Annotated in this window: 19 protein-coding genes; 3 read left to right on the plus strand and 16 right to left on the minus strand. The window is 65.5% G+C overall.

Going from position 1 to position 19,210, the window contains the following annotated elements:
* Nucleotides 1-4 precede the first annotated feature (4 nt).
* Nucleotides 5-1,978, plus strand: coding sequence for a carbamoyltransferase C-terminal domain-containing protein (locus ACL03I_RS20700; RefSeq protein ID WP_412806737.1), 1,974 nt, complete (start codon nt 5-7; stop codon nt 1,976-1,978).
* Here the strand turns inward: ACL03I_RS20700 and ACL03I_RS20705 are convergent.
* From ACL03I_RS20705 to ACL03I_RS20715, 3 genes are read right to left on the minus strand one after another with little or no spacing between them, the layout of a single operon-like run.
* Nucleotides 1,956-2,531 carry a hypothetical protein gene (locus ACL03I_RS20705; protein WP_412806738.1) on the minus strand — a complete coding sequence of 192 codons (576 nt, stop codon included), beginning with the start codon at nt 2,529-2,531 and terminating at the stop codon, nt 1,956-1,958. The two genes, ACL03I_RS20700 and ACL03I_RS20705, sit on opposite strands and share 23 nt — an antisense overlap.
* Complete coding sequence (locus ACL03I_RS20710; protein WP_412806739.1) at nt 2,531-3,532, minus strand: beta-ribofuranosylaminobenzene 5'-phosphate synthase family protein; 1,002 nt, start codon at nt 3,530-3,532, stop codon at nt 2,531-2,533. Before ACL03I_RS20710 ends, ACL03I_RS20705 begins: the two co-directional genes overlap by 1 nt.
* Nucleotides 3,533-3,555: 23 nt before the next feature.
* Entirely contained in the window at nt 3,556-4,533 is a 978-nt protein-coding gene (locus ACL03I_RS20715; RefSeq protein ID WP_412806740.1) for a phosphoribosylaminoimidazolesuccinocarboxamide synthase, read from the minus strand.
* 101 nt (nt 4,534-4,634) lie between these two features.
* Here ACL03I_RS20715 and ACL03I_RS20720 point away from each other — a divergent pair, with 101 nt between their 5' ends.
* Nucleotides 4,635-5,960 carry a hypothetical protein gene (locus ACL03I_RS20720; RefSeq protein WP_412806741.1) on the plus strand — a complete coding sequence of 442 codons (1,326 nt, stop codon included), beginning with the start codon at nt 4,635-4,637 and terminating at the stop codon, nt 5,958-5,960.
* Here the strand turns inward: ACL03I_RS20720 and ACL03I_RS20725 are convergent.
* The 13 genes from ACL03I_RS20725 to ACL03I_RS20785 are packed head-to-tail and all read right to left on the minus strand — an operon-like array spanning nt 5,950 to nt 18,265.
* A complete protein-coding gene (locus ACL03I_RS20725) occupies nt 5,950-6,624 on the minus strand; it encodes a tyrosine-protein phosphatase (protein ID WP_412806742.1) in 675 nt (224 codons plus the stop codon). The two genes, ACL03I_RS20720 and ACL03I_RS20725, sit on opposite strands and share 11 nt — an antisense overlap.
* Nucleotides 6,621-7,913 carry a nucleotide sugar dehydrogenase gene (locus ACL03I_RS20730; RefSeq protein WP_412806743.1) on the minus strand — a complete coding sequence of 431 codons (1,293 nt, stop codon included), beginning with the start codon at nt 7,911-7,913 and terminating at the stop codon, nt 6,621-6,623. Before ACL03I_RS20730 ends, ACL03I_RS20725 begins: the two co-directional genes overlap by 4 nt.
* The gene (locus ACL03I_RS20735; protein WP_412806744.1) at nt 7,910-8,989 is read right to left on the minus strand and encodes an Ldh family oxidoreductase; all 1,080 of its coding nucleotides are present in this window, start codon (nt 8,987-8,989) and stop codon (nt 7,910-7,912) included. The genes ACL03I_RS20730 and ACL03I_RS20735 overlap by 4 nt, the downstream gene beginning before the upstream one ends.
* A 12-nt stretch (nt 8,990-9,001) precedes the next feature.
* The gene (locus ACL03I_RS20740; protein ID WP_412806745.1) at nt 9,002-10,270 is read right to left on the minus strand and encodes a M20/M25/M40 family metallo-hydrolase; all 1,269 of its coding nucleotides are present in this window, start codon (nt 10,268-10,270) and stop codon (nt 9,002-9,004) included.
* The gene (locus ACL03I_RS20745) at nt 10,270-11,127 is read right to left on the minus strand and encodes a sugar phosphate isomerase/epimerase family protein (protein WP_412806746.1); all 858 of its coding nucleotides are present in this window, start codon (nt 11,125-11,127) and stop codon (nt 10,270-10,272) included. Before ACL03I_RS20745 ends, ACL03I_RS20740 begins: the two co-directional genes overlap by 1 nt.
* The gene (locus tag ACL03I_RS20750) at nt 11,124-12,236 is read right to left on the minus strand and encodes a DegT/DnrJ/EryC1/StrS family aminotransferase (RefSeq protein WP_412806747.1); all 1,113 of its coding nucleotides are present in this window, start codon (nt 12,234-12,236) and stop codon (nt 11,124-11,126) included. The genes ACL03I_RS20745 and ACL03I_RS20750 overlap by 4 nt, the downstream gene beginning before the upstream one ends.
* Nucleotides 12,233-13,378, minus strand: coding sequence for a DegT/DnrJ/EryC1/StrS family aminotransferase (locus tag ACL03I_RS20755; RefSeq protein WP_412806748.1), 1,146 nt, complete (start codon nt 13,376-13,378; stop codon nt 12,233-12,235). Before ACL03I_RS20755 ends, ACL03I_RS20750 begins: the two co-directional genes overlap by 4 nt.
* A 17-nt stretch (nt 13,379-13,395) precedes the next feature.
* Nucleotides 13,396-14,427 (minus strand): Gfo/Idh/MocA family protein, encoded by a 1,032-nt coding sequence (locus ACL03I_RS20760; RefSeq protein WP_412806749.1) that lies wholly within the window; start codon nt 14,425-14,427, stop codon nt 13,396-13,398.
* Nucleotides 14,424-14,825 (minus strand): DUF6917 domain-containing protein, encoded by a 402-nt coding sequence (locus ACL03I_RS20765; RefSeq protein ID WP_412806750.1) that lies wholly within the window; start codon nt 14,823-14,825, stop codon nt 14,424-14,426. The genes ACL03I_RS20760 and ACL03I_RS20765 overlap by 4 nt, the downstream gene beginning before the upstream one ends.
* Entirely contained in the window at nt 14,822-15,754 is a 933-nt protein-coding gene (locus ACL03I_RS20770; protein ID WP_412806751.1) for a Gfo/Idh/MocA family protein, read from the minus strand. The genes ACL03I_RS20765 and ACL03I_RS20770 overlap by 4 nt, the downstream gene beginning before the upstream one ends.
* Nucleotides 15,751-16,338 (minus strand): P-loop NTPase family protein, encoded by a 588-nt coding sequence (locus tag ACL03I_RS20775; protein ID WP_412806752.1) that lies wholly within the window; start codon nt 16,336-16,338, stop codon nt 15,751-15,753. The genes ACL03I_RS20770 and ACL03I_RS20775 overlap by 4 nt, the downstream gene beginning before the upstream one ends.
* Nucleotides 16,329-17,627 (minus strand): ATP-grasp domain-containing protein, encoded by a 1,299-nt coding sequence (locus ACL03I_RS20780; RefSeq protein ID WP_412806753.1) that lies wholly within the window; start codon nt 17,625-17,627, stop codon nt 16,329-16,331. The genes ACL03I_RS20775 and ACL03I_RS20780 overlap by 10 nt, the downstream gene beginning before the upstream one ends.
* 11 nt (nt 17,628-17,638) lie before the next feature.
* A complete protein-coding gene (locus ACL03I_RS20785) occupies nt 17,639-18,265 on the minus strand; it encodes a 2OG-Fe(II) oxygenase (RefSeq protein WP_412806754.1) in 627 nt (208 codons plus the stop codon).
* 467 nt (nt 18,266-18,732) lie between these two features.
* On the opposite strand from ACL03I_RS20785, the gene ACL03I_RS20790 reads away from it, so the two are divergent.
* The gene (locus tag ACL03I_RS20790; RefSeq protein WP_412806755.1) at nt 18,733-19,206 is read left to right on the plus strand and encodes a 2OG-Fe(II) oxygenase; all 474 of its coding nucleotides are present in this window, start codon (nt 18,733-18,735) and stop codon (nt 19,204-19,206) included.
* Nucleotides 19,207-19,210: the final 4 nt, after the last annotated feature.

A 19,210-nucleotide genomic window follows, 5' to 3' on the forward strand; every position in this document is an offset into this window, starting at 1 on the left:
CGAAATGCGTGACGGCTTCTACCTCTCCACGTATCTCAATCCCGCGGGGATCCACCGCGTACTCAATGTCCGCATGCGCCATGACCACAACATCGCGCTGTGGCGCAAGTCCGGCACACAGGTCGAGCTGGTGCGGCACTGGGAGTTGGAGCGGCTGAGCGGGCAGAAGATGCACCGCACACCGTTCACCACGCTCGATGACGAGCGGACCCTCATCGACGACCTGCTCGCCCCGGTGGGTATCGGCATGTCCGATCTTGTCGAGATATGGGGCACCCCAGATATCGACACGACCGACGACTATCACCTCGTGCGCGAGGTACCGGACATCGCGTTCCACAGCGTTGCGCATCTCTACAGCGCGGTCCTGCTGGACAGCGAGGTGTTCTTCGACGGTACGATCGTCGGCCTCGCCGTCGACCGGGGGCCGGATATCTTGCTCGACCGGCGGATGCGGGACCTCTGGTTCGCTGGATGCGTTGTGCGCGAAGGCGGCGTCGAATTCTTCCCTGTGGAGTCGCCGGGGTCGCTCTACTGCGAAGGACGCGACTACTTCGGCATGCGCGAGGGCAGTCTCATGGCGTTGGCCACCGCCTCCAAGGCATCCGGTGAATGCGACCGAGACGCCATCATGGCGGAGTTCCGGTTCGACGGAAGGGACGTGATCGACCAGTCACGGCGTGCGTTCGACAAAGTTTGTGATCAGGTGCGGCAGACTCTCACCACAGATCCGAATTTCACCGATGCCGAAGCCTTGGCCAGCGCCGTGATGAAGGAGGTGCAGGCGATCTCGGTCATGGTGATGCGTCGCAACATCGACACTATCCTGCGCCGACACGAGATAGACCCGACTCGGGCCCACCTGGCGCTCGCCGGCGGATACGCACTCAATTGCCCTACCAACAGTCTGCTGATGGCCGAGTATGGTTTCCGCAGTCTGCTCGCCCCACCCAGCGTCGGCGACGATGGTCAGGCAGTCGGCATCGGCCTGGCCGCGTTCCACAAGAAGCTCGGTGAACGCTTCCACTTCCGTTACCCAGGACCCTATCTCGGTCGCGTCGACAACGATCTCGACGCCGCCCTGGCGCAGTTCGACGGCCATATCGACGCCGTCGATGATTACGACGACGAACTCGCGGTACAGGATCTGCGGTCGGGGCCGATCGCCTGGTTCCACGGTGCGTCGGAGGTAGGCCCGCGGGCGCTCGGCAACCGTAGTCTGCTGGCCGACCCGACATCGGAGGAAACAAAAGACCGACTCAACGAGATCAAACGACGCGAGTGGTGGCGACCGGTGGCACCGACGGTCCTGGAAGAACAGCTCGCTGAGTGGTTCATCGATGCCCGTCCGTCCCCCTACATGCTGGAGACCTTCCTGATCCGCCCGCAGGTCCGGGCACGCATTCCTGCTGTCGCACATCTGGACTACTCCGCGCGTATCCAGTCGGTCAGCGCATCACAGAACCCTGCGCTGCACCGGCTCATCGCCGCCTTTCACCGGCAAACCGGCGTACCGATGCTCTGCAACACTTCGCTCAACGACAAAGGTGAGCCCATCATCGACACTATGGCGGAGACACTAGCCTTCTGTCTGCGCAGGCGAGTGCCTGTGGCCTATCTCAACGGCAAACGGGTCGCCCTGCGAAACTTCGAGACCTTCCCCGAAGGTGATCCGTGGCCGCGCAACTCCCGGCCTTTCGCCCACGTGCCCGACTCCGTGGCCGCGGAGATTCGCTGGCAGGCCAATCCCCACGGGCTCACGGACTTGCATTTGTTCCTCTACCAATACGACCTCGATTTGAGTGATCGGATCGACATCCGCACGGCAGAGGGCGCCGAAGCCGTACGGCGTGAACTGGATGCCCGTCTCGCGGCCAACCCCACGCTCCGGAAGTCGGCGGAACGGACGATGGAGCGTAACGCCGTGCATTTTTCCGCTTACGGATGGCATCCGCTCATTCCGCACCGCAGCAACTGAGCGCGTCGGAGATTCGGGCATCCAGCTCGGCGAGCGCGCGGAACGCTTTGGCTGCCAAATCGCGCCGCACCGGTTGCCCCACAGCGGCGGGGGATCCGCATCCGGCACGGAGCAGCTCGACTACGCGCGGATAGTCGGCAGCGTCTATCAGCGGAATAACCCACCGATGGTTCTTTGCCGCTGCGCGCATCATCGCCGGGCCGCCGATATCTATGGAGTCGGCCAGGTCGGCGGACTCGGTATGGAAGGCATAGAAGTTTCCGGCGATCAGATCGACGGGAACGACACCGTGTGCGGCGGCCTGAGTCGCATGCGAGGTGGAGTCGCGCTTGCACAGCAGCGCCGCGAACACTTGATGATGTAGCGTCTTCACCCGCCCGTCGAACAGCGGCCCGGTCCCGGTCCAATCCTCGACCCGAGTCGTAGCGATGCCGGCCTCCGCGAGTGCCGCCGCAGTGCCATCGGTCGCCACCACTTCCCATCCCATCGCGGTCAGGTCGGCGGCCAGGGAAACGATGCCGCGTTTGTCCGTCACGCTCAACAAGGCACGCATCAGTTCTCCAGAATCGGTGTCGCTGCCAACACCGCCGCGTGATTCTGCGCAGTGGTGAAGTAGAAGTCTTTGACGACGCCGGCATCGCGAAGACCGGAGACCCACTCGACAGCAGACGCCGGCGTGCGGGTGAACGCGAAGCACATCGGCCCGGTCACGCTCATCCCGATCGCGTCGACGCTTCGGGACTGCCGAGCCTCCTGCAGCAGTCGTTTGATGCCATCCGACTGGATTCGCACTTGCTGCTGCTTGTAGTGGGTTTCGAAGGTCAGCCGGTTCAGCGCGCGACAGAATGCCGGGTAGTCGCCCTCGGCGATCGCGGGGGCCAGGTTCATCAAGACCAGGTGCGCCGTAATCGCCGCCTCCTCGAACGGTATCGGCAGGGTGCGTCGGAACCAGTCCAATTCGGGCTTGCCGTGCAGTTCGGTGCCCTCTGCGAGGATCACCAGAATCGGCCATGGTGGAAACGGGAGGCTTACCAGCGGCGGCGGCTTGAGAACCGCCGCACCGGCAAACCGGCTCGGAAGCAGATACCGGTGGGGGTCTTCTGCGAAGTCCGGTGGATTGGCGTGGCCGCCGTCGACGAGGAATCCGCCCCGATCGATGAGATTGACGCTCGCACCCGATGTGCCACCGCGCCCACACAACCGCGCCAGTTCCTCGGTCGGCATAGTTGCGTCACACAGTGCCGCGTACGCCTTGCCGATCGACAGCAACGTGGTCGTCTTCGAGCCGAATCCGTGGTGGGCCGGAAGCGCGGCGTCGATCTCGCACCGCACCGGCGGCCCGTCGCAGCGCTCCCGCAGGCCGTCGAGGAGTCTGATGATCTCCGCTGTGTGCCCGGTATCCTCGCCGGCCACCTCGATGCGTGCCGCGGGTCGCAGGGTCGCCACGAACGCCGGTTCGCGCAGGGACAGCGATGCCATCCCGTTGCGGCGCCCGGTCTGTCCGTTGAGATCGATGAGAGTGAAACTCAGCCGTGCCGCCGATCGCACGCGCATGCCCCATCCGCCGCCACCGATGATCACCAGTTCACCGATCCGGTGTTGAGCAGCCCGACAGTCGCCATGACGTCGTCGAGCGGAGGCGCACCCCAGATACGCGTACCGGTCCACGCCTCGCACAGCGACCGGTACATATCTGCGACAGGGGCGACGAACCCGACCGAGAGCGGCTCGGGAACTGCCCACCTACTGCGCGGTACGCCCTCGGCGGCCCACTGCTGTACCTGCGCCTCCAACCCGCGGGCCAGATAGAAATCGCGCATGACCTGCTTGCCGATGGGCAATCCGCGCAACGTCAACCGGTTCTCGTCCGGAGTTCCAGCCTGATCCACCAGCATGACGTCGCCATCGCCGTCGATGCCGTACTCCACTTTGCCGTCGGCATGTTCCAAGCCGACCGCCCGAGCGTGTGCGGTGATCACCCGGTCCACCGACTGGGTCAGCTCCTGCACGCGCGCCAGCCGCCGCTCATCCAACGCGGCGATACGGCACGCCTCATCGGTGGTGACGAAGCGGTCGATCTCCTCCAGCTTGGTGGTGAATTCGATGAGAGGTGGATCGAATCGCGCGTCCTCGGCGGGCACCGAATCCAGACCCAGGTCCGACAGGCTCACGGTGCCCGCGGCAAGACGTCGCCGCAGCGAATTCCCCGCGGGCAGTTCATTTCGGAAGATCACCTGTAGTGGCACAAGATAGTTGCGCTCGGCGGCCGCTATCGGCGCGACGGCGGGGTCGAGCACCCGAACCAGTTCCACCTCGATGTGGTTGGGTGGGTGGAACCGACGGAAATGTGTCGGTACCCCAGCCTCTTTCAAAAGCTCCGCGTTGAACGCGACCATCCGCGCGATGGCTTCGCCCTTGCCGGGAATTCGGTCGGGCATCTTGCCGTAGTGGAAAACGGAGTAGTCGTCGGTGTACTCGAAAATCCCTACACCGGAGCGTGTCCGGCTGGGCTCCTCGACAATGGTCAACGTCTTCGTGGAAAAGCGCTTGGGCACCTGATCAGTGTGCGCCCGTTCAGGCTGGTTCCGCGCGCACGGTTTTGTCAGGTGGAACCGACATGGCCGTGGCGGCCGTGGTGGTCATAACCTCTGGCGGTGTGACGAACGATCAGGCTCTGCGAATCGTTGGTGGGAATCGATTGCGGGGAACCGTTGATCTGCCCGGCACCAAACACGGCACGGTCCTCGGCTTCGCCGCCGCCATCGCCACCGGGGCAACGCTCAGTTTGCTCGACGCTCCGGCGATCACCGATCGTTTCGCCCTGGCCGAGATCGTCGGCGCCCTCGGCGGGTCCGTGACAACCAGCGACGCGGGCATCGTCGTCGACGGCGCGATCACGACCGATCGAGTACCGGCCGAGTACGCCCGCCGCATCCACGGGTCGCTCTATATGTTGCCAGCGGTGGTAGCCAACCGAGGATCGGTGACCTTCCCCGGGGCGGGTGGCGACAGGTTCGGCCGATTCGAGCGCGGTCTCGCCCGGCCGATGCGGCACATGCTCGAAGTGATGGAGGCATTCGGCGCGCAGGCGGAGTGGACGAACGACGGCGTTGTGCGTGTCCGGGCCCCCCGACTCGTACCCGCCACCGTGGATCTGCGGCGCTGGTCGACCGATCCGGCAGTACCCGAGGGGCCGCATGTCTCCGGCGCGTCGAAAACCGCCCTGTTGATGGCCGCGGCGGCCCGCGGCACCAGCATCATCCTGCATCCGCACAGCCGGGAGGCTCAGCACGAACTCATCAGCATCCTTCGCAAGCTGGGGATCGAGATCGAACAGCGGGACGCCTGCTGGGTGGTGACCGGCGCGACGGCACGGAGTACGGCGACCCATCGGTTGATGACCTGCCCCGTCGAATTCGCGACCTGGCAGGTCATCGCCGCGGTCACGAACAGCACGATCGTTGCCCGATGCGCGGAGACGGCGAGGCTGTTCTCGGCCGTGCATCGCGAACTGGAGTTTCTGGATGGTCTGGGTATCCGGCCGTCGGTGTCGGAGACCAGCGTCACGCTGGCACCCCCGAGCGGCCCCTACGCGGGCAGGTCCCTGGTCGCCGCGTCGACGGGTATCTCCACCGACATCACTCCGCTGCTCGCGCTCCTGCTGAACGGCGCCACCAGCCGCTCGACGGTTCGCGACTTGATCTGGGGCCACCGCTTCGACTACGCCGAGCAGTTGAATCGGCTCGGCGCCCGGATGACCGTGCACGATGGCCGGCTCCACGTCGATCCTGTGCCGCTGCGGCCGACCGCGCAGAGGTTGATGCCGGAGGACACCAGAAGCACGGCGGTCTGCGTCGCGGCAGCCATGAGCCTGCCGGGATGTACGCTCGTCGGCGGCGTGAACCATCTCGACCGCGGTTATGGGAACCTGGTCGCGCGCCTGCGCTCGCTGGGAGCTGAGGTCGAGCAGGTCACCATCTAGGGGCCAGTGCCGTGCGCAGGGTCGTGAGGTGGCCACGCGTGAGACCGTGGTCGAGCAGAAAAGTGTCCGGGGCACCGATGTCGGTGAGGGCGTGGTGTAGGGCTCGACCGCCTGTACGGCACCGCTGGGTCAGCTCCACGCGGGTGGTGTTGTGCGCCCGGGCGTATGCGCTGAGACCGTGCCGACACGCCGGAATCGCGGCTCGCGCACGCATGTCGCGCTCGACGACGCTGTCGAGCGGGAAACCGACGGAGGTCAGGATCAGCGCCACCGCCAACCCGGTGCGGTCCTTGCCGAGTGAACAACCGATGACGGTGGGCTCCGGCACCCGTTCTGCCACCATAGCGGCGACATCGGCGAAGGCAGACCCGCAGTGGCGTAACGTATCCCGGTACACCTCGGCCAACTCACGCTCGCCGGTGGCTGCGGCGCGGATGCGCAGTGCCGCGCCGGGCAGGTCGATCGGAATCCTGGTAGCGGGATGACCCAGTCGTAGCGACGCCGCCTCGGCGTCGCTACGCAGATCGATGTGGTTGCCGAAGAGTTCGGTAGGTGACCTGCCAGACGGGCACAAGGCCACCAAGGTCCAGCCGGTCCGGTAGAGCACACCCGAGCAGACACCACCGTCCGCGACGTCCTGGAAGTGCCCAGCGAAATGTGTCATAGATCGAAGACGTTGGGCAGAGCGGCCGCCGCCAGCACGCCGTGCGGGTCGAGAAGCAGCGGCGCGGCCTCCAGCAGTGCACCCGTATAGAAGGGGTGCGGTGTGTGCAGCACCGCGAGATCGTGCTTGCCTACTTCGGCAGCGGACAGCTCCGCGATCCGGGGCAGGCCGTGCAGATCCTGCGAGTCGCGCACAAGCGGGTCATGCCATCGGACCCGGGCGCCGAGTCGGACGAGCTTTTCGGCGATGGGGAACGCCGGTGATTCGCGGACGTCGGCGACGCCGGGCTTATAGCTGATCCCCAGCAGCAGTACCTCACTTCCGTGCACCGGTTTCGCGACGTCGTTGAGCAGCATGGTTACCCGGTTGACCACATGGGTGGGCATGGCGCGGTTCACCTGTTCGGCCGCATCGATCAACCGTAGGCTGAATCCGGTGCGTTTGGCGTTCCAATTGAGGTAGATCGGATCGACTGGAATGCAGTGTCCGCCGACTCCTGGACCGGGGTAGAAGGGCATGAACCCGAACGGTTTCGTCGCGGCGGCGGAAATGGCCTCGCGGAGATTGATCGAGCCCGCACTGCACAGCATCGCGAGTTCGTTGACCAGCGCCAAATTCACATGCCGGAAAGTGTTCTCCAGTATCTTGGCCATCTCCGCCTCGGACGGACCTGACACAATGTGCACACTATCCACGAACGTTTCGTAAAAGGCCGCAGCGCGCTCCCCGTCGCGGCGGGTGACGCCTCCGACCAACTTCGGAATACGCGCCAACGGGTAATCGCCGTTGCCCGGGTCGATTCGCTCCGGCGAGAACACCAAGTGGATATCGGCCCCGGGCGCGAGCCCGCTCCGCTCGGCCAGCCGGGGCGCAAGCACGTCGACGGTGGTGCCCGGCCACGTCGTGGACTCGAGTATCACGAGGTCGCCCGGTCCAACCGCGTCCGCGACCGTGTCGACCGCCGCCAGCACCATGCTCAGGTCGGGGCTACCGGCCGTAAGTGGCGTCGGCACACAGATCAGGTACACATGTGCGGCGGCGAGGTCCATCGGATTCGCCGACAGCGTCAATGAGCCCGACTCGAGATGAACGGCGACTCGGGCATGATCGAGATCGACCAAATCGGTTCGTCCCGACCGAATGTCGGCCAGATGACCGCTGTCGATGTCGTACCCGAGCACGTCGTGTCCCGCGTCGGCCGCCGCCAACGCGACGGGAAGACCGACATAGCCGAGGCCGAGCACCGCGACCTTCTCAGTGCTGCGCCTCGCCGCGACACCCCCGGTCATGGGACCACCTCCGGCCCCGGCACTCCCAGTTCCTCGGCCACTTTCGACAGCTCGACCGCGACCGCGGAGGGAAGGGATATCGTGCCGGACAACCCGGCCCGGTACCGGCTTTCCGGCAGTCCCGGATAGGTCACGGGCCGGTCCCGCTCGACCGGCGTGCTGTCGACGAGTGCACGCAGCATGGTGTCCATGCCGTCGTGAAAGTCCGCGCGGAAGCGCGTAACGTCGATGGCCAAGAAGAAGTGGCCGATGTCCGCGTCGGCGCGGGCAGTCGGATCGTGGTGGGGCACCGGCCCCACACCCGCCCCGCCGAGCACGCCGCTGAGCGTATCGGCGAGGATCGCCAGCCCGTATCCCTTGTAGCCGCCGGTGACGGGCGATCCGCCGAGAAACTGCAGTCGGGCTCGACCATCGAAGTACGCGGAAGGGTCGGTCACGGCGTCTCCGTCGTCGTCGGCAAGCCAGCCCGCGGGCACCGCTCTTCCCTCGTCGCGCGCCATCCGTACCCGGCCTGCGGCGACGACGGCGGCACTCATGTCCAGGTTGAACGCTGCCATGGACGCCGCCGGGGCGCCCGCTGCCACCACGTTCGTCCCCAGCAATCGGTCACGGCCACCGGGTGGTGGGATCAGTCCCTGGGTACCGCAATTCGTCGACGCGAGGGCAATCATGCCCTGCTCCGCCGCCGTCGCAGTGTACCACCCCATACATCCGCAATGGGAACTGTTGCGCACCGCGACGGCGGCGACACCGTATTCGCCGGCGCGAAACATCGCCTGTCGCAGCGCGAACTCGGCGGCGACGAAGCCGACGCCGTTACCGCCGTCGACAACGCACGTCCCCCCGTGCTCGCTCACCACTGTCGGCACCGCCGCGGGATCCACCTCGCGATCTCTCAGCATCCGCAGATACAGCCGGTTGAGCGCCTGCGCTCCATGGGTCTTGATCCCGTGCAGATCCGCATAGTGCAGTCCGTCCGCGCACACGAAACTGTGCTGCGACGGGACTCCCATCGCCTCGAAGGCCGCCCGGTAGCAGGCGTGCAGCGACTCCGCTACAACCACAACGTCATTCACATAACCCTGCTTTCATTCATCGACTTTTCCGGCGAACTGCGTCACCAGGGCGGCGACACGTCCGGCGAAAGCATCCAGATCGGCCACCGCGACATGTTCGCCGTCACCATGAGCGTTGTTGGCCGCCAGATCCCCGGGCCCGCACACGATCGTGTAGCCGTCCGGGACCGTCAACCAGATGGCGTCGCAGGTGATCGGTCGGGTGGCGTCGTCGTGGCGGGCGAAACCCGCCTCGCGCAGCAGTCGTTCCATCGCCGAGTCACGGTTGTCCAGCGTCGGCAGCCCTCGCTTGAGCCACTCGCCCCGCACCATGGTGGTGGCCGCGCGCGCCGTCGCCGCGGTGGTCGGATGGCCACCATATGCGGTAGTGAACGCCTCCAGCGCAGCTGGGAGCTCCCGGTCGACGGTCCGCTCGACGATCGACGCCGTCTCCTCGTCCGGGTACGCGAAGTTGAGCAGCAGCGATCCATGCCCGTAGACACGATTGTGGGTGGTTCCGGTGTGCAAGCCCGCCAGACAGCCACGCCCGCCTGCGTCATCGACCACGGGCAGCACCCGCTTGCCGAACCAAGCGGCAAGGTAGCCGAGAAGTAGCGTAGCGTTCTGGGCCGTGTTCGGCTCGTCGTCGGTACCGCCACGCCCGGCAGCGGTCAACCGCAGCGTCATGGTCGCGGTCGCACGGTCGAAATACCGATCCCTCGTCGGCTCGACAACGACGTTGAGTCTGCCTACCGATCCCATCGCGGCCAGTGCGCGGGTGCCGTATACGCCCATCGCGCCGCCCTCCTCGCCGCCGACGACGTGGATGATGATCCGGACACGGCCGGCGAGGCTGTCGTCGCGCCGCAGCGCAGCCCGGATCCCCGCCAACAACGCGACCCCCGGTCCTTTGTCGTCGACCGCTCCGCGGCCGAACACGATGTCCGATTCCTCCTGCACCGGCAGGTAGGGACTGACCGTGTCCATGTGGAAGTTGAAGACGATCGTGCGCTCGCGCGACGCGTCGCCCAGTGACAGAACGAGATTCGGCTGCGCGGCCAGGAACTGAGCGCCCATCGCGGAAGCCACGTCGGACACCGCCTTCGGCACGGCCACATCGGACAATGCCCGGGGCGACGCGGACGCGTGGTGTAGGACGCCGAACCCGAGCAGGCGAGCCGCGTCGGCGTAACGCCGCTGCGCCGCAGCCAGTTCCCCGGCCGTTCCGGATTCCATCGGGGTGGTCGTGTCGAAACGGAGCAGATCCAGCAGCAACGCCCGGTCCTCGGTTGTCCAGATCATCAGGCGGCGCCTGGGCTGGACAGCAGCGCCTGCAGGCGGCGGCCGTACTCGAGATAGGACTCGCGCATCAATCCGGGATCGACGCTACCGCCGCGGAGGTGGGGGAGCACCGCCAGGTGCGGCTCGATGCAGAAGACACCGTCGTATCCCGCGCGAAGCAACTGTGCCACACGGTCGGCAACGCCCGCAGCGCCCTCACCGGGCATGGTGAACACTGGCTCTCCATCGCCCGACGGAGGCAGCGCGTCCTTGAGGTGGACATGGTGAACCCAGTCGATGGTGCGCGCCAGGTAGCTGGACCCGTTGTAGCCGTGCGCCACCGGGTTGCCGACATCGAACAGCAGCCGCAGGTGGGAGCTGTCAGCCTCTGCCAACAACCGAAGCGCACGTTCCGGTGACGACGCCGCCCAACCCGAACAATTCTCGTGCAGGAGTACGACGTCGAGGTCCTCCGCTCGGCGCACCAGTGCCCGCATCCGGTCCAACACAGCGGCGGCCCACTCCGAGTCGGACATGGATGCGTTGGGAAAGGACATGATCCGTACGTAGCGGCTGCCCAGCAGGTGAGCGCGTGCGGCCACCGCGTCGAGTTCGACCAGCTCGAGGGCCAACGGCGTATCAATCGGCCTCGACCAGTTGCCGATGCGTGAGTCGACACAGGGCACCGACAGCCCGGCGGCGGAGATGAGTTCGGCTATCCGCTCGACGCGGGCCAGGTCCAGATCCCCGACCGCGACGCCATCGACGGTGCGCAACTCCAGCCAGCGCCAGCCCAGCTCGCGGTGCACCTTCACCTGGTCTTCCACACGAACAGCTGCCTCGTCGCCGATTCCGCCGAGGCGCGAGCTCGCCGTCAACGGAAGAACTCCAGCACAGCATCGACGACGTGCTCCACGTCGCCGTCGGTCAACTCCGGCCAGATCGGCAAGGCGAGATTGCGTCTGCCGGCCGCCTCGGCGTTCGGGAAGCGCCGGCCCCGCCCGAAACGGGCGAACGCAGGTTGGCTGGGCAGTGGAAGCGGATAGTAGACATGAGTCTCGATCCCGTGGTCGGACAGGTGACGTCGCAGATCGTCGCGCTGGTCGGTCAGGACCGCATAGACGTAGTAGCAGCGGCCGTCGCGCCCCGACGGTGGCGGAATCAGGCCGCGTTCGCTCAACGGCTCGAACCGCTCCGTATAGAACGCCGCGATGTCGGCGCGCCGGTCCAGACGCCGCTGCAGCTGGGATATCCGGTGCACGAGAAAATCCGCGAGCACCTCGTCCATCCGGTTGTTGTAGCCGATCTCCTCGTGCACGAAGCGTCGACGCTGACCGTGATTGCGCAGCGCACGGCACCGATCGGCGAGTTCCTCGTCATCGGTGAGGATGATGCCGCCTTCACCGATGGCACCCAACGCCTTCACCTGGAAGAACGAGAACGCGCCGAGGTCACCCCACCGGCCCGCGGCCCGCCCGCCGAGACGCGCGCCCTGCGCGACGGCCGCATCCTCGATCAGTCGAATGTCGTTGCGCGCGGCGATCTCACGGAAGGCCGGCATATCGGCCATCATCGAGAACACGTGCGCCGGCATGGCGGCAACGGTGCGTTCGGTCACGGCCTGCTCGGTACGTTCGGGGTCCAAGACCAGCGTTCTCGGATCGATATCGGCGAAGACCGGGATTCCCCCTCGATTGGCCACAACACTCGCCACCGGCTGACATGAGAAGGCGGGGACGACGACCTCGTCTCCCGGGCCTATTCCCAGCGCATGCACCGCGACGATGAGCGCGCCGGTGCCACTGCCGACGGCGATCGCGTGCTGCGCCCCGGTGTCCTGCGCGATTCGCTGCTCCAGCCGCAGCACGGCGTCGCCGAGGATGAATCGCTGTTTCGAACCCGTGCCCGCCGCACGGATGATGTCGATCGCGACCGCTTTGTCGTCACCGAACAGGTCCGGCGGGAAGAACGGCACCGAGGTTGTCATCGCACACTCCAAGCAAACTCGGCGACGGCTCGGCATACCCAGTCCGCTGCCTCCTCGGTGAGGTCCGGATAGAGCGGCAGCGCCAGCGCGCGCCGTGCGGCTCGTTCGGCTATCGGGAAGTCGCCTTCCCGATAGCCCAAATCTGCGAAACAGGGCTGCAGATGCAGGGGTTGCGGATAGTAGATTTCCGTGTCGATTCCGCGTCGGCGGAGATGTTCCGCGAGGCCGTCGCGATCCTCGGCCTCGATGAGATACACGTACCAGACCTGGTTGCTCTGCCGCTGAGTATGCCGGGCCGGTATTCGGACTCCGGGAAGGTCGGCGAGCCGTCGATCGTAGAATCGTGCCCACAATGCCCGTCGCGCGATCGCGCGATCGAGCCGAGGAATCCTGGCCAGCAGCACCGACGCTTGCACCTCGTCCATCTTGCTGTTGGTCCCGGACACCGAGGCGGCGTTGGATATCCCGGAGATGCGCCCGATGGTTTGCCCCATCCGCCCGTGGTGGCGCAGCACCGCGCAGCGATCCGCGATCAGGGGATCGTCGGTGATCACCATCCCCGCGTCACCCAGCGCACCCAGTGTCTTGGTCGGAAAGAACGACAGCACACCGCCCGCCCCGCACAAGCCGGCGTGGACGCCGTCGTAGAACATGCCGATGGCCTCCGCGCTGTCTTCGATCACCGAGAGGCCGTGCCGTGCAGCCACCGCGCTGACCGCGCTCATGTCGGCCATACGATTGAACAGGTGCACCGGCATGACGGCCTTGGTTCGCTCGGTGATCGCCGCCGCGACAGCCGCCGGGTCCACGGCGTAGGTCTCCGGGTCGATGTCGACGAAGACCGGGGTCGCGCCCGCGTGGCAGATCGCCGATGCCGAGGCGAAGAATGTGTAGCAGGGAACGATCACTTCGTCGCCCGGTCCGATGCCCGCTGCGCGCAGCAATAGAAGCAACGCGTCGGACCCGCTGTTCATCCCGATGGCGTAACGCGCGCCGGTGAACAGTCGCACGGCACGCTCGAGCTGCTCGGTCTTGCGGCCGTGGGAGAACTTGCCGTACTCGAACATCTCGACCAGATGGCTTTCGATATCGGGCCATTCGTCGGTGAAGGATCGGCGCCCATCGAAGAAGGGAACCGTCATCGTTTCAGCGTGGTCGGTCACTGCAGCCTCCGGTTTCCCCGCGTGTAATCGACCGGCACGGCCATCGGCCGCTCGAGCCGCCGTGCCGTGTCGATGATGTCGACGACGGCGGCGCCGAAGTGAACGTCGCACCCCACCTTCGGACCGACACCGGCGAAGTACGAGTAGGCGTTGTGAAGAAAACGTCGAACGGTGTCGTCGTAGAACAGCAGAGGCGCCGCCATCGGGCCGTCGACGGACCCGAGCAGCAACTGCGCGTAACGGTCGTCGCTGCCACAGGGATAGAAACCGATCAGACGGTGACCATCGGCCCAGTCGATCCGAATCGAGCGCTCCCGCCAGGGCGCGGTGAGGTCGGAATGCAGCCACACCGGCACGCCGTCCTCGCTGCGCAAAGCAATCGTCGCCGAGCCCATGCCGCGATGACGGGCCTGGCCGACGACCAAGTCCGATGTCGCGGCTCCGACCGTGACCAACGGGCCGTCGATCAGCGACAGAGCCAGTGCGACCATGTGGGGCATTTCGACATCCAGCGCCGAGGAGTGCGCGCGGTTGACGAAAGTTCGTTCCAGTCGTGGCTTGAACTGTGTGACAGCGATCGCGCGCAGGCCCATGTCGCCACGTCGACCGAGCTCCTGACGGATGCGGTCGGTCAGGAGGCTGGCCGTCCAGTTGGCCACCACGAGAAGTTCGCAGTCGCTGTCGCGGCACAGCCGAATCAGGCATTCAGCGTCGGGGACGGTGGTGGCCATCGGCTTCTCCACCACGAATTTCCGATAGCCCATCCTGTGCGCAGCCAGCACGGTCTCGACGTGGGCGGAGGGCGGGGTGCACACGTGAACGACGGTCCGATCGGGATCGGAGGCCGCGGCGAGTTCGCGGCGAAGCACCGGGTTGCCGCGCAGACCGGCCACGTCTATATCAGCGGGGTCGACGACAGTGATGCTGCCGGAAGCCATTCCGGTCCCGACCAGGTCGGCTATCACAGGAAGGTGAAACGACGTGGCCGCGTGCCCGCACCCGACGACTACGGTGTCCAACGGGCTCATCCGCGGTCCCGGGCGACGAATCGAATCTGCTGCCCCACCATCAGCTCGAGATCTGTCGCGGTGTGCACTCGGTCGGATTCGATGATGATGTTGTAGTGATTCGGGAAGTGGCAGGCGTCGAAGCCTGCCACGGCGCCTATCGAGCGCTCGCCGATCAGCGCCAGGTCACCGACATCGATAACGCCCGCGTTGTCGATCCGCACGAACCCGAGAAAGCCCACCCGATCCACCCGGGCGCCGCCGGAGAGGTCCTCGTGGTCCGTGGTGACCAGCTCGTGCACTTCTCCTTCCCGGACACACCGACTCGTCTCCGGGATCAACTCCATGCCGCGGTCTTCGCGGCGGTGGAACAGCAACTTGACCAGGGTGCCCTGCACGTCGAGCTTGACCCAGGTCATCGGCTCGAACCCGCACGGTAGGCTGCGGCGACCAACATCGCGACCGGATGTCCCATGTCGGTCCTGGTGTACCGACCACGCACCGTGCGCAGGAACTCGTCGAGGACGCCCCGATATTCATGAAACAGCGAAGATTTGAACTCCGGAAAACCCGCGAGCATGTCGGCCCGTTCGACAACGCCCGGGTCCCACTCCACCTCGACAGATTTGTCTTCGCCGTGCGGATAATTCCAGTCCAAGGCCACCTCCACCCGGGTTCCCGCAGCTGCACGCAGCTGTACTCGCGCCCACCGGTCGACACCGCGGCCGTCGCAGCGTAGTTCGGTCTCCTCGACCCGCATCGGGCCCACCAGTTGCACAGCCGTGTCGAACGCGTTCGGTCCGTTGTCGGCCAGGCACCCAGCGCACTGCCCAGGGTCCAGGTACCACGAGTCCCGGCCACAGTGCTCTTCGATTCGCTCGCGGTAGTTCAGCGTCAGCCTGCGCGGAGCCGGTCGATCACGCAGCCGGTCACGAAGCTCGAGTATGTTCCGGTTGTAGTGGCGATGGAATGCCGTGAACAGCACACGGTCGACCTCGGCACTCAACCGTTCCAGCGCGGCGGCCTCGTCCGGGCCGGTCGCCAGGGGTTTCTCGCAGCACACATGCTTGCCCGCACGCAGCGCAGCCTCGGCCACAGGGGCATGCAGCTGGTTTGGCAGGGTGATGACGACGGCGTCGAGATCGGGGACCGCCAGCAGCTTCCGATAGTCGGCGTACCATGTCACGTTCGCTGCCGCGCGCGTGGCGTCACGGTCGCACACACCGACCAACCGCACGTCCGGCCTGTCCGCCAGCGCGGTCGAATAGAATCGAGAGATCACGCCGAGCCCGATCACGCCGACGCCGACTGCCGGCTCCCCGCCGGACTCCTCACTTGCCGAGTTCACTGTCCTCCCCTGTCCATGGCCCGTCGCAACGGCCCGTCCAGCCACACGTCCACCTGGCGCTGACCACGCAGACGCACGATCTGCAGGTCCGGGTAGGACAGTTCGGCGATCAAAGCTGTTACCTTGCGTCGGACGGCCGGGTGGATACGCCACGCGAACCGGATGATGTGCTCAGGATCGGTGAACACCTCGCGAAGCGGACGCTCGGTGTTGCCGTTCCACAGTTCCCGGCCGGAGATCCGTCCGAGCACCGTCCGTTTGACGACGCGGTAGGTGCACAGAGCGCGCGAGTGATCCAGCCAGATCAGCACGTCTGCGTTACGGGCCAGATGCTCCCGTACCGGATCGCCCTGCCACTCGATCACCCATTTCGGCCCGGAGGTGAACTCGATGACGTCGCGCACCCAGGAGTCGCGCACCGTCCAACCGGGCCCGTGGTACAGCGAGTCCAGTTCGACGTACGGTAGGTCCAGTAGCTTTCCGAGAGCGCGCGCCAGCTGGGTCTTCCCCGAGCCCGATGATCCCGCGACAGTGATCCGCGACGGTTGCGACCGCAGTCGATCGGTGGGACCCATCACCTGCACGACGCCCCCTCGACCGGCTGTGGCTCGATCAATGGCACTCCGATGTCCTTCTCCAGGCGTTTCATCAGGTCGTTGGCCGTATGCATGGCATCCCTCCAGGTCTCGCCTTCGACGACGAATCGGCCCAGTAAGTCCCGTTCACCCACCACCGTTCCCGGCTCGAGCAAGAAACTTTCGAAGTGGGCCACTCCGCTGGCGCCGCCGGCGGCCCACGCCACATCTACCTCCGGCGGAATGACGGCGGGGCCCGCCGACATGAGCCGACGGGAGGTGATGGTGCGGGTGCCGCCGAGAGGCGCGGGCTGCAACGGGCGTCCCAAGTGCAGATCGAGAACATAGTCGCAGAAGTCCGTTCCGGTGAGGAGCTTGTACATGGGGGTCATCACCCCACCCATTGCCCGCGGATTGATCTCGACCAGTACCGGACCTAGTGGAGTGACCAGCATTTCCACATGGAAGACGCCGAAAGTGAGATCGACTGCCCGGCATACCGCTTCGGCATAGTCGAAACACGCCCGGGCCCGCTCGGCCGACATCGGGGCGGGAAGCACTGCGCCCACCTCGACACAATCATCGATCTTGCCGCGCGATCGGCCACAGATGAGGAAAGCCCAAGATCGGTCCCCGGCGAGGGCGATCTCAGCGGAAACGAGCTCGCCGGCGATGTATTCCTCGATCAGGATCTTCCGAGCGATCAAACGCCGGATCTTCTCCGGCGTCTCCGGCGCTGCGGCAGCGCGCAGGATTTCGTCGACGGCGTCTTGGGCTTCAGCCGGGCCGGCGACTCGCCGGGCGAACACGCTGTCGATACCGCCCACGGGTTTGACCACCGCAGGGTAGCCGACACCGGCGGCGAGCTCGCGCACCCTGGACCGGTCATCGACAATGGCGTATCTCGCCGACGCCAAGCCCGCCTGCGCGATGAGCGCACGGGTGCGCGACTTGTCGCGGACGTTGATGATCCCTTGGGGCGAGGCGAACGGCAGACCGAGACGCGAGCATGCGACAGCGAGCGCCTCGAAAGTGGGATCGTAGTGGCCGATAACCGCGTCCACATACCGCCTCGAGTGCACCCGCTCCATCGCCGCGGTGAGCATGTCCACGTCGGCCGTATCAGGGATGTCGACGACCTCGTCCAACCGTGACAGCAACTCGAAGAACGCCGCGTCAGGGTGGTAGTAGTTCGCTGCCGCACCCCGAATGAAGGTCACTGCGTGTCCGCGCTCGACGGCACGGCGCAGCACATGGATGCCCGCCTGAGTCATGTCGACGAAGAGGATGTGCTCCACCGCCGATGTCCTTACTTCCGCCAGAATTCCAACATCATGAGCAATCGCTCGAAACGCCCGCCGGTATCGACGCCTGCGATACGGTGCCAACTGGATTCGGTTGGTGTGAAGGTTATACACCGACCGCCCACCGGCACCGTCTCGCGAACCGGTGCGACGTCGGGCGATTTGCGGTCGAAAGCCTGGAATTCGCCTCCGAACTCGGGCAGCCAGGTTTCGTTCAAATAGAGCCCGAAGGTAAGCGCCTTTTCGAGCTTTCCGGTATCGATTGTCGTGAAATCGCCGTCCTCGAAAATGTACAGCCCGACACTCAGCGGACAAGACTGCAGGGCGACCTGCGTCTGCTCGGACAACCATTCTCGAAACGGTCGCGACAATACGCTGTTCACGAGGTCGGACCACGGCCGCGGCAATCGGTCGGCGACTGCGGTGCGCGCACCCTCGTTCGCGGGCTCGCATCGCCACATTCGATATTCTTTACGCCACTGCTCGCCGCTCTTGATCTCCCTGCTGAACACGGATCTGTCCGGCAGTTCCGCGTTGAGCACGGCCAAGTCCTCCCGCGACAGCAGCCCGTCCCCCGAATAGTGAACGAAAGGCGAGTCGTAGCGAGACAGTTCAATGTCTGTCCGAATCACGCTAGGGTTCCCCTCCTTCAAACCTATGCGTCCGCCGAGCCGAGCCAACCCAGACACACCCAATGCGAACCACTCGGCAGCCCCCGGGAGTTCGAGATCCCGACTCCGAGAGCAACTATAGCCCTACCCGTGCACCGCGAGTCAAGCCATTGACTGTGAAATCCGCTCGATTAGCATGTTGGCACGGACCTTGATCCGCCTGGGGGGCATACGGTGATCGCATCTTCGATGAATTCAGCTCTACCCCCGAGCCCCGGGCCAGGGTCGGCGTTGTCGAACGAATGCGAGAGGTTGCCATGCTCATCGATACCAGCCAGGATTTTTCCACGACCAACGAGCCATTCGAGTTTCATCTGGTGGAAAATGCGCTGTCGCGACATGATGTGCATTTGTTAGAGTCGACGGCCCCGAGAGACGGGTTCAAGCGAATCGAGGTGCACGATCGAAACCACGAGAAGCAGTACACGATGAACCTCCGGTACCTCTTCCGCGACGACAACCCGTACGGGACCGTCGACGACCTGGCGCCGGCATGGCGTGAACTCCTCGACGACCTGCGCAGCGAGGAGTTCATCCGCTGGCTGGAACACGGCACCGCACTGCAGCTTCGCGACCTGTCGACGGACATCGGCATCTACACCCATGACGACAACGACTACATCTCCGTCCACAAGGACAAGCCGAACAAGGCGCTGACCGCCATCCTTTATCTGAACTCGAGCTGGCCGTCCCAGGCGGGCGGTCACTACGAGGTCAGGGTGTCACCCGATCCCCGGATCGATCCGGTCCGCCGTATCGCACCGAAAGGTGGTTGTCTGCTCGCCTTCCCGCCCACGGACAAGTCCTGGCACTCGGTCTCGCCGGTCTCCACCGGCGGGAAGATCACCCGACTGACGGTGCAGCTGGAGTTCTGGCTGACCAACGTCGATCGCAGGCACTGAGGGT

This window comes from Nocardia sichangensis (genome assembly GCF_047200615.1).
GTDB lineage: Bacteria > Actinomycetota > Actinomycetes > Mycobacteriales > Mycobacteriaceae > Nocardia > Nocardia sichangensis.

Bases quoted from the DNA above. Each gene is read 5' to 3' on its own strand.
- ACL03I_RS20700 (WP_412806737.1), top strand. From the start codon at position 5: ATGCGTGACGGCTTCTACCTCTCCACGTATCTCAATCCCGCGGGGATC.
- ACL03I_RS20705 (WP_412806738.1), bottom strand. From the start codon at position 2,531: ATGCGTGCCTTGTTGAGCGTGACGGACAAACGCGGCATCGTTTCCCTG.
- ACL03I_RS20710 (WP_412806739.1), bottom strand. From the start codon at position 3,532: ATGCGCGTGCGATCGGCGGCACGGCTGAGTTTCACTCTCATCGATCTC.
- ACL03I_RS20725 (WP_412806742.1), bottom strand. From the start codon at position 6,624: ATGACACATTTCGCTGGGCACTTCCAGGACGTCGCGGACGGTGGTGTC.
- ACL03I_RS20730 (WP_412806743.1), bottom strand. From the start codon at position 7,913: ATGACCGGGGGTGTCGCGGCGAGGCGCAGCACTGAGAAGGTCGCGGTG.
- ACL03I_RS20740 (WP_412806745.1), bottom strand. From the start codon at position 10,270: ATGATCTGGACAACCGAGGACCGGGCGTTGCTGCTGGATCTGCTCCGT.
- ACL03I_RS20750 (WP_412806747.1), bottom strand. From the start codon at position 12,236: ATGACAACCTCGGTGCCGTTCTTCCCGCCGGACCTGTTCGGTGACGAC.
- ACL03I_RS20755 (WP_412806748.1), bottom strand. From the start codon at position 13,378: ATGACGGTTCCCTTCTTCGATGGGCGCCGATCCTTCACCGACGAATGG.
- ACL03I_RS20760 (WP_412806749.1), bottom strand. From the start codon at position 14,427: ATGAGCCCGTTGGACACCGTAGTCGTCGGGTGCGGGCACGCGGCCACG.
- ACL03I_RS20765 (WP_412806750.1), bottom strand. From the start codon at position 14,825: ATGACCTGGGTCAAGCTCGACGTGCAGGGCACCCTGGTCAAGTTGCTG.
- ACL03I_RS20790 (WP_412806755.1), top strand. From the start codon at position 18,733: ATGAACCTCCGGTACCTCTTCCGCGACGACAACCCGTACGGGACCGTC.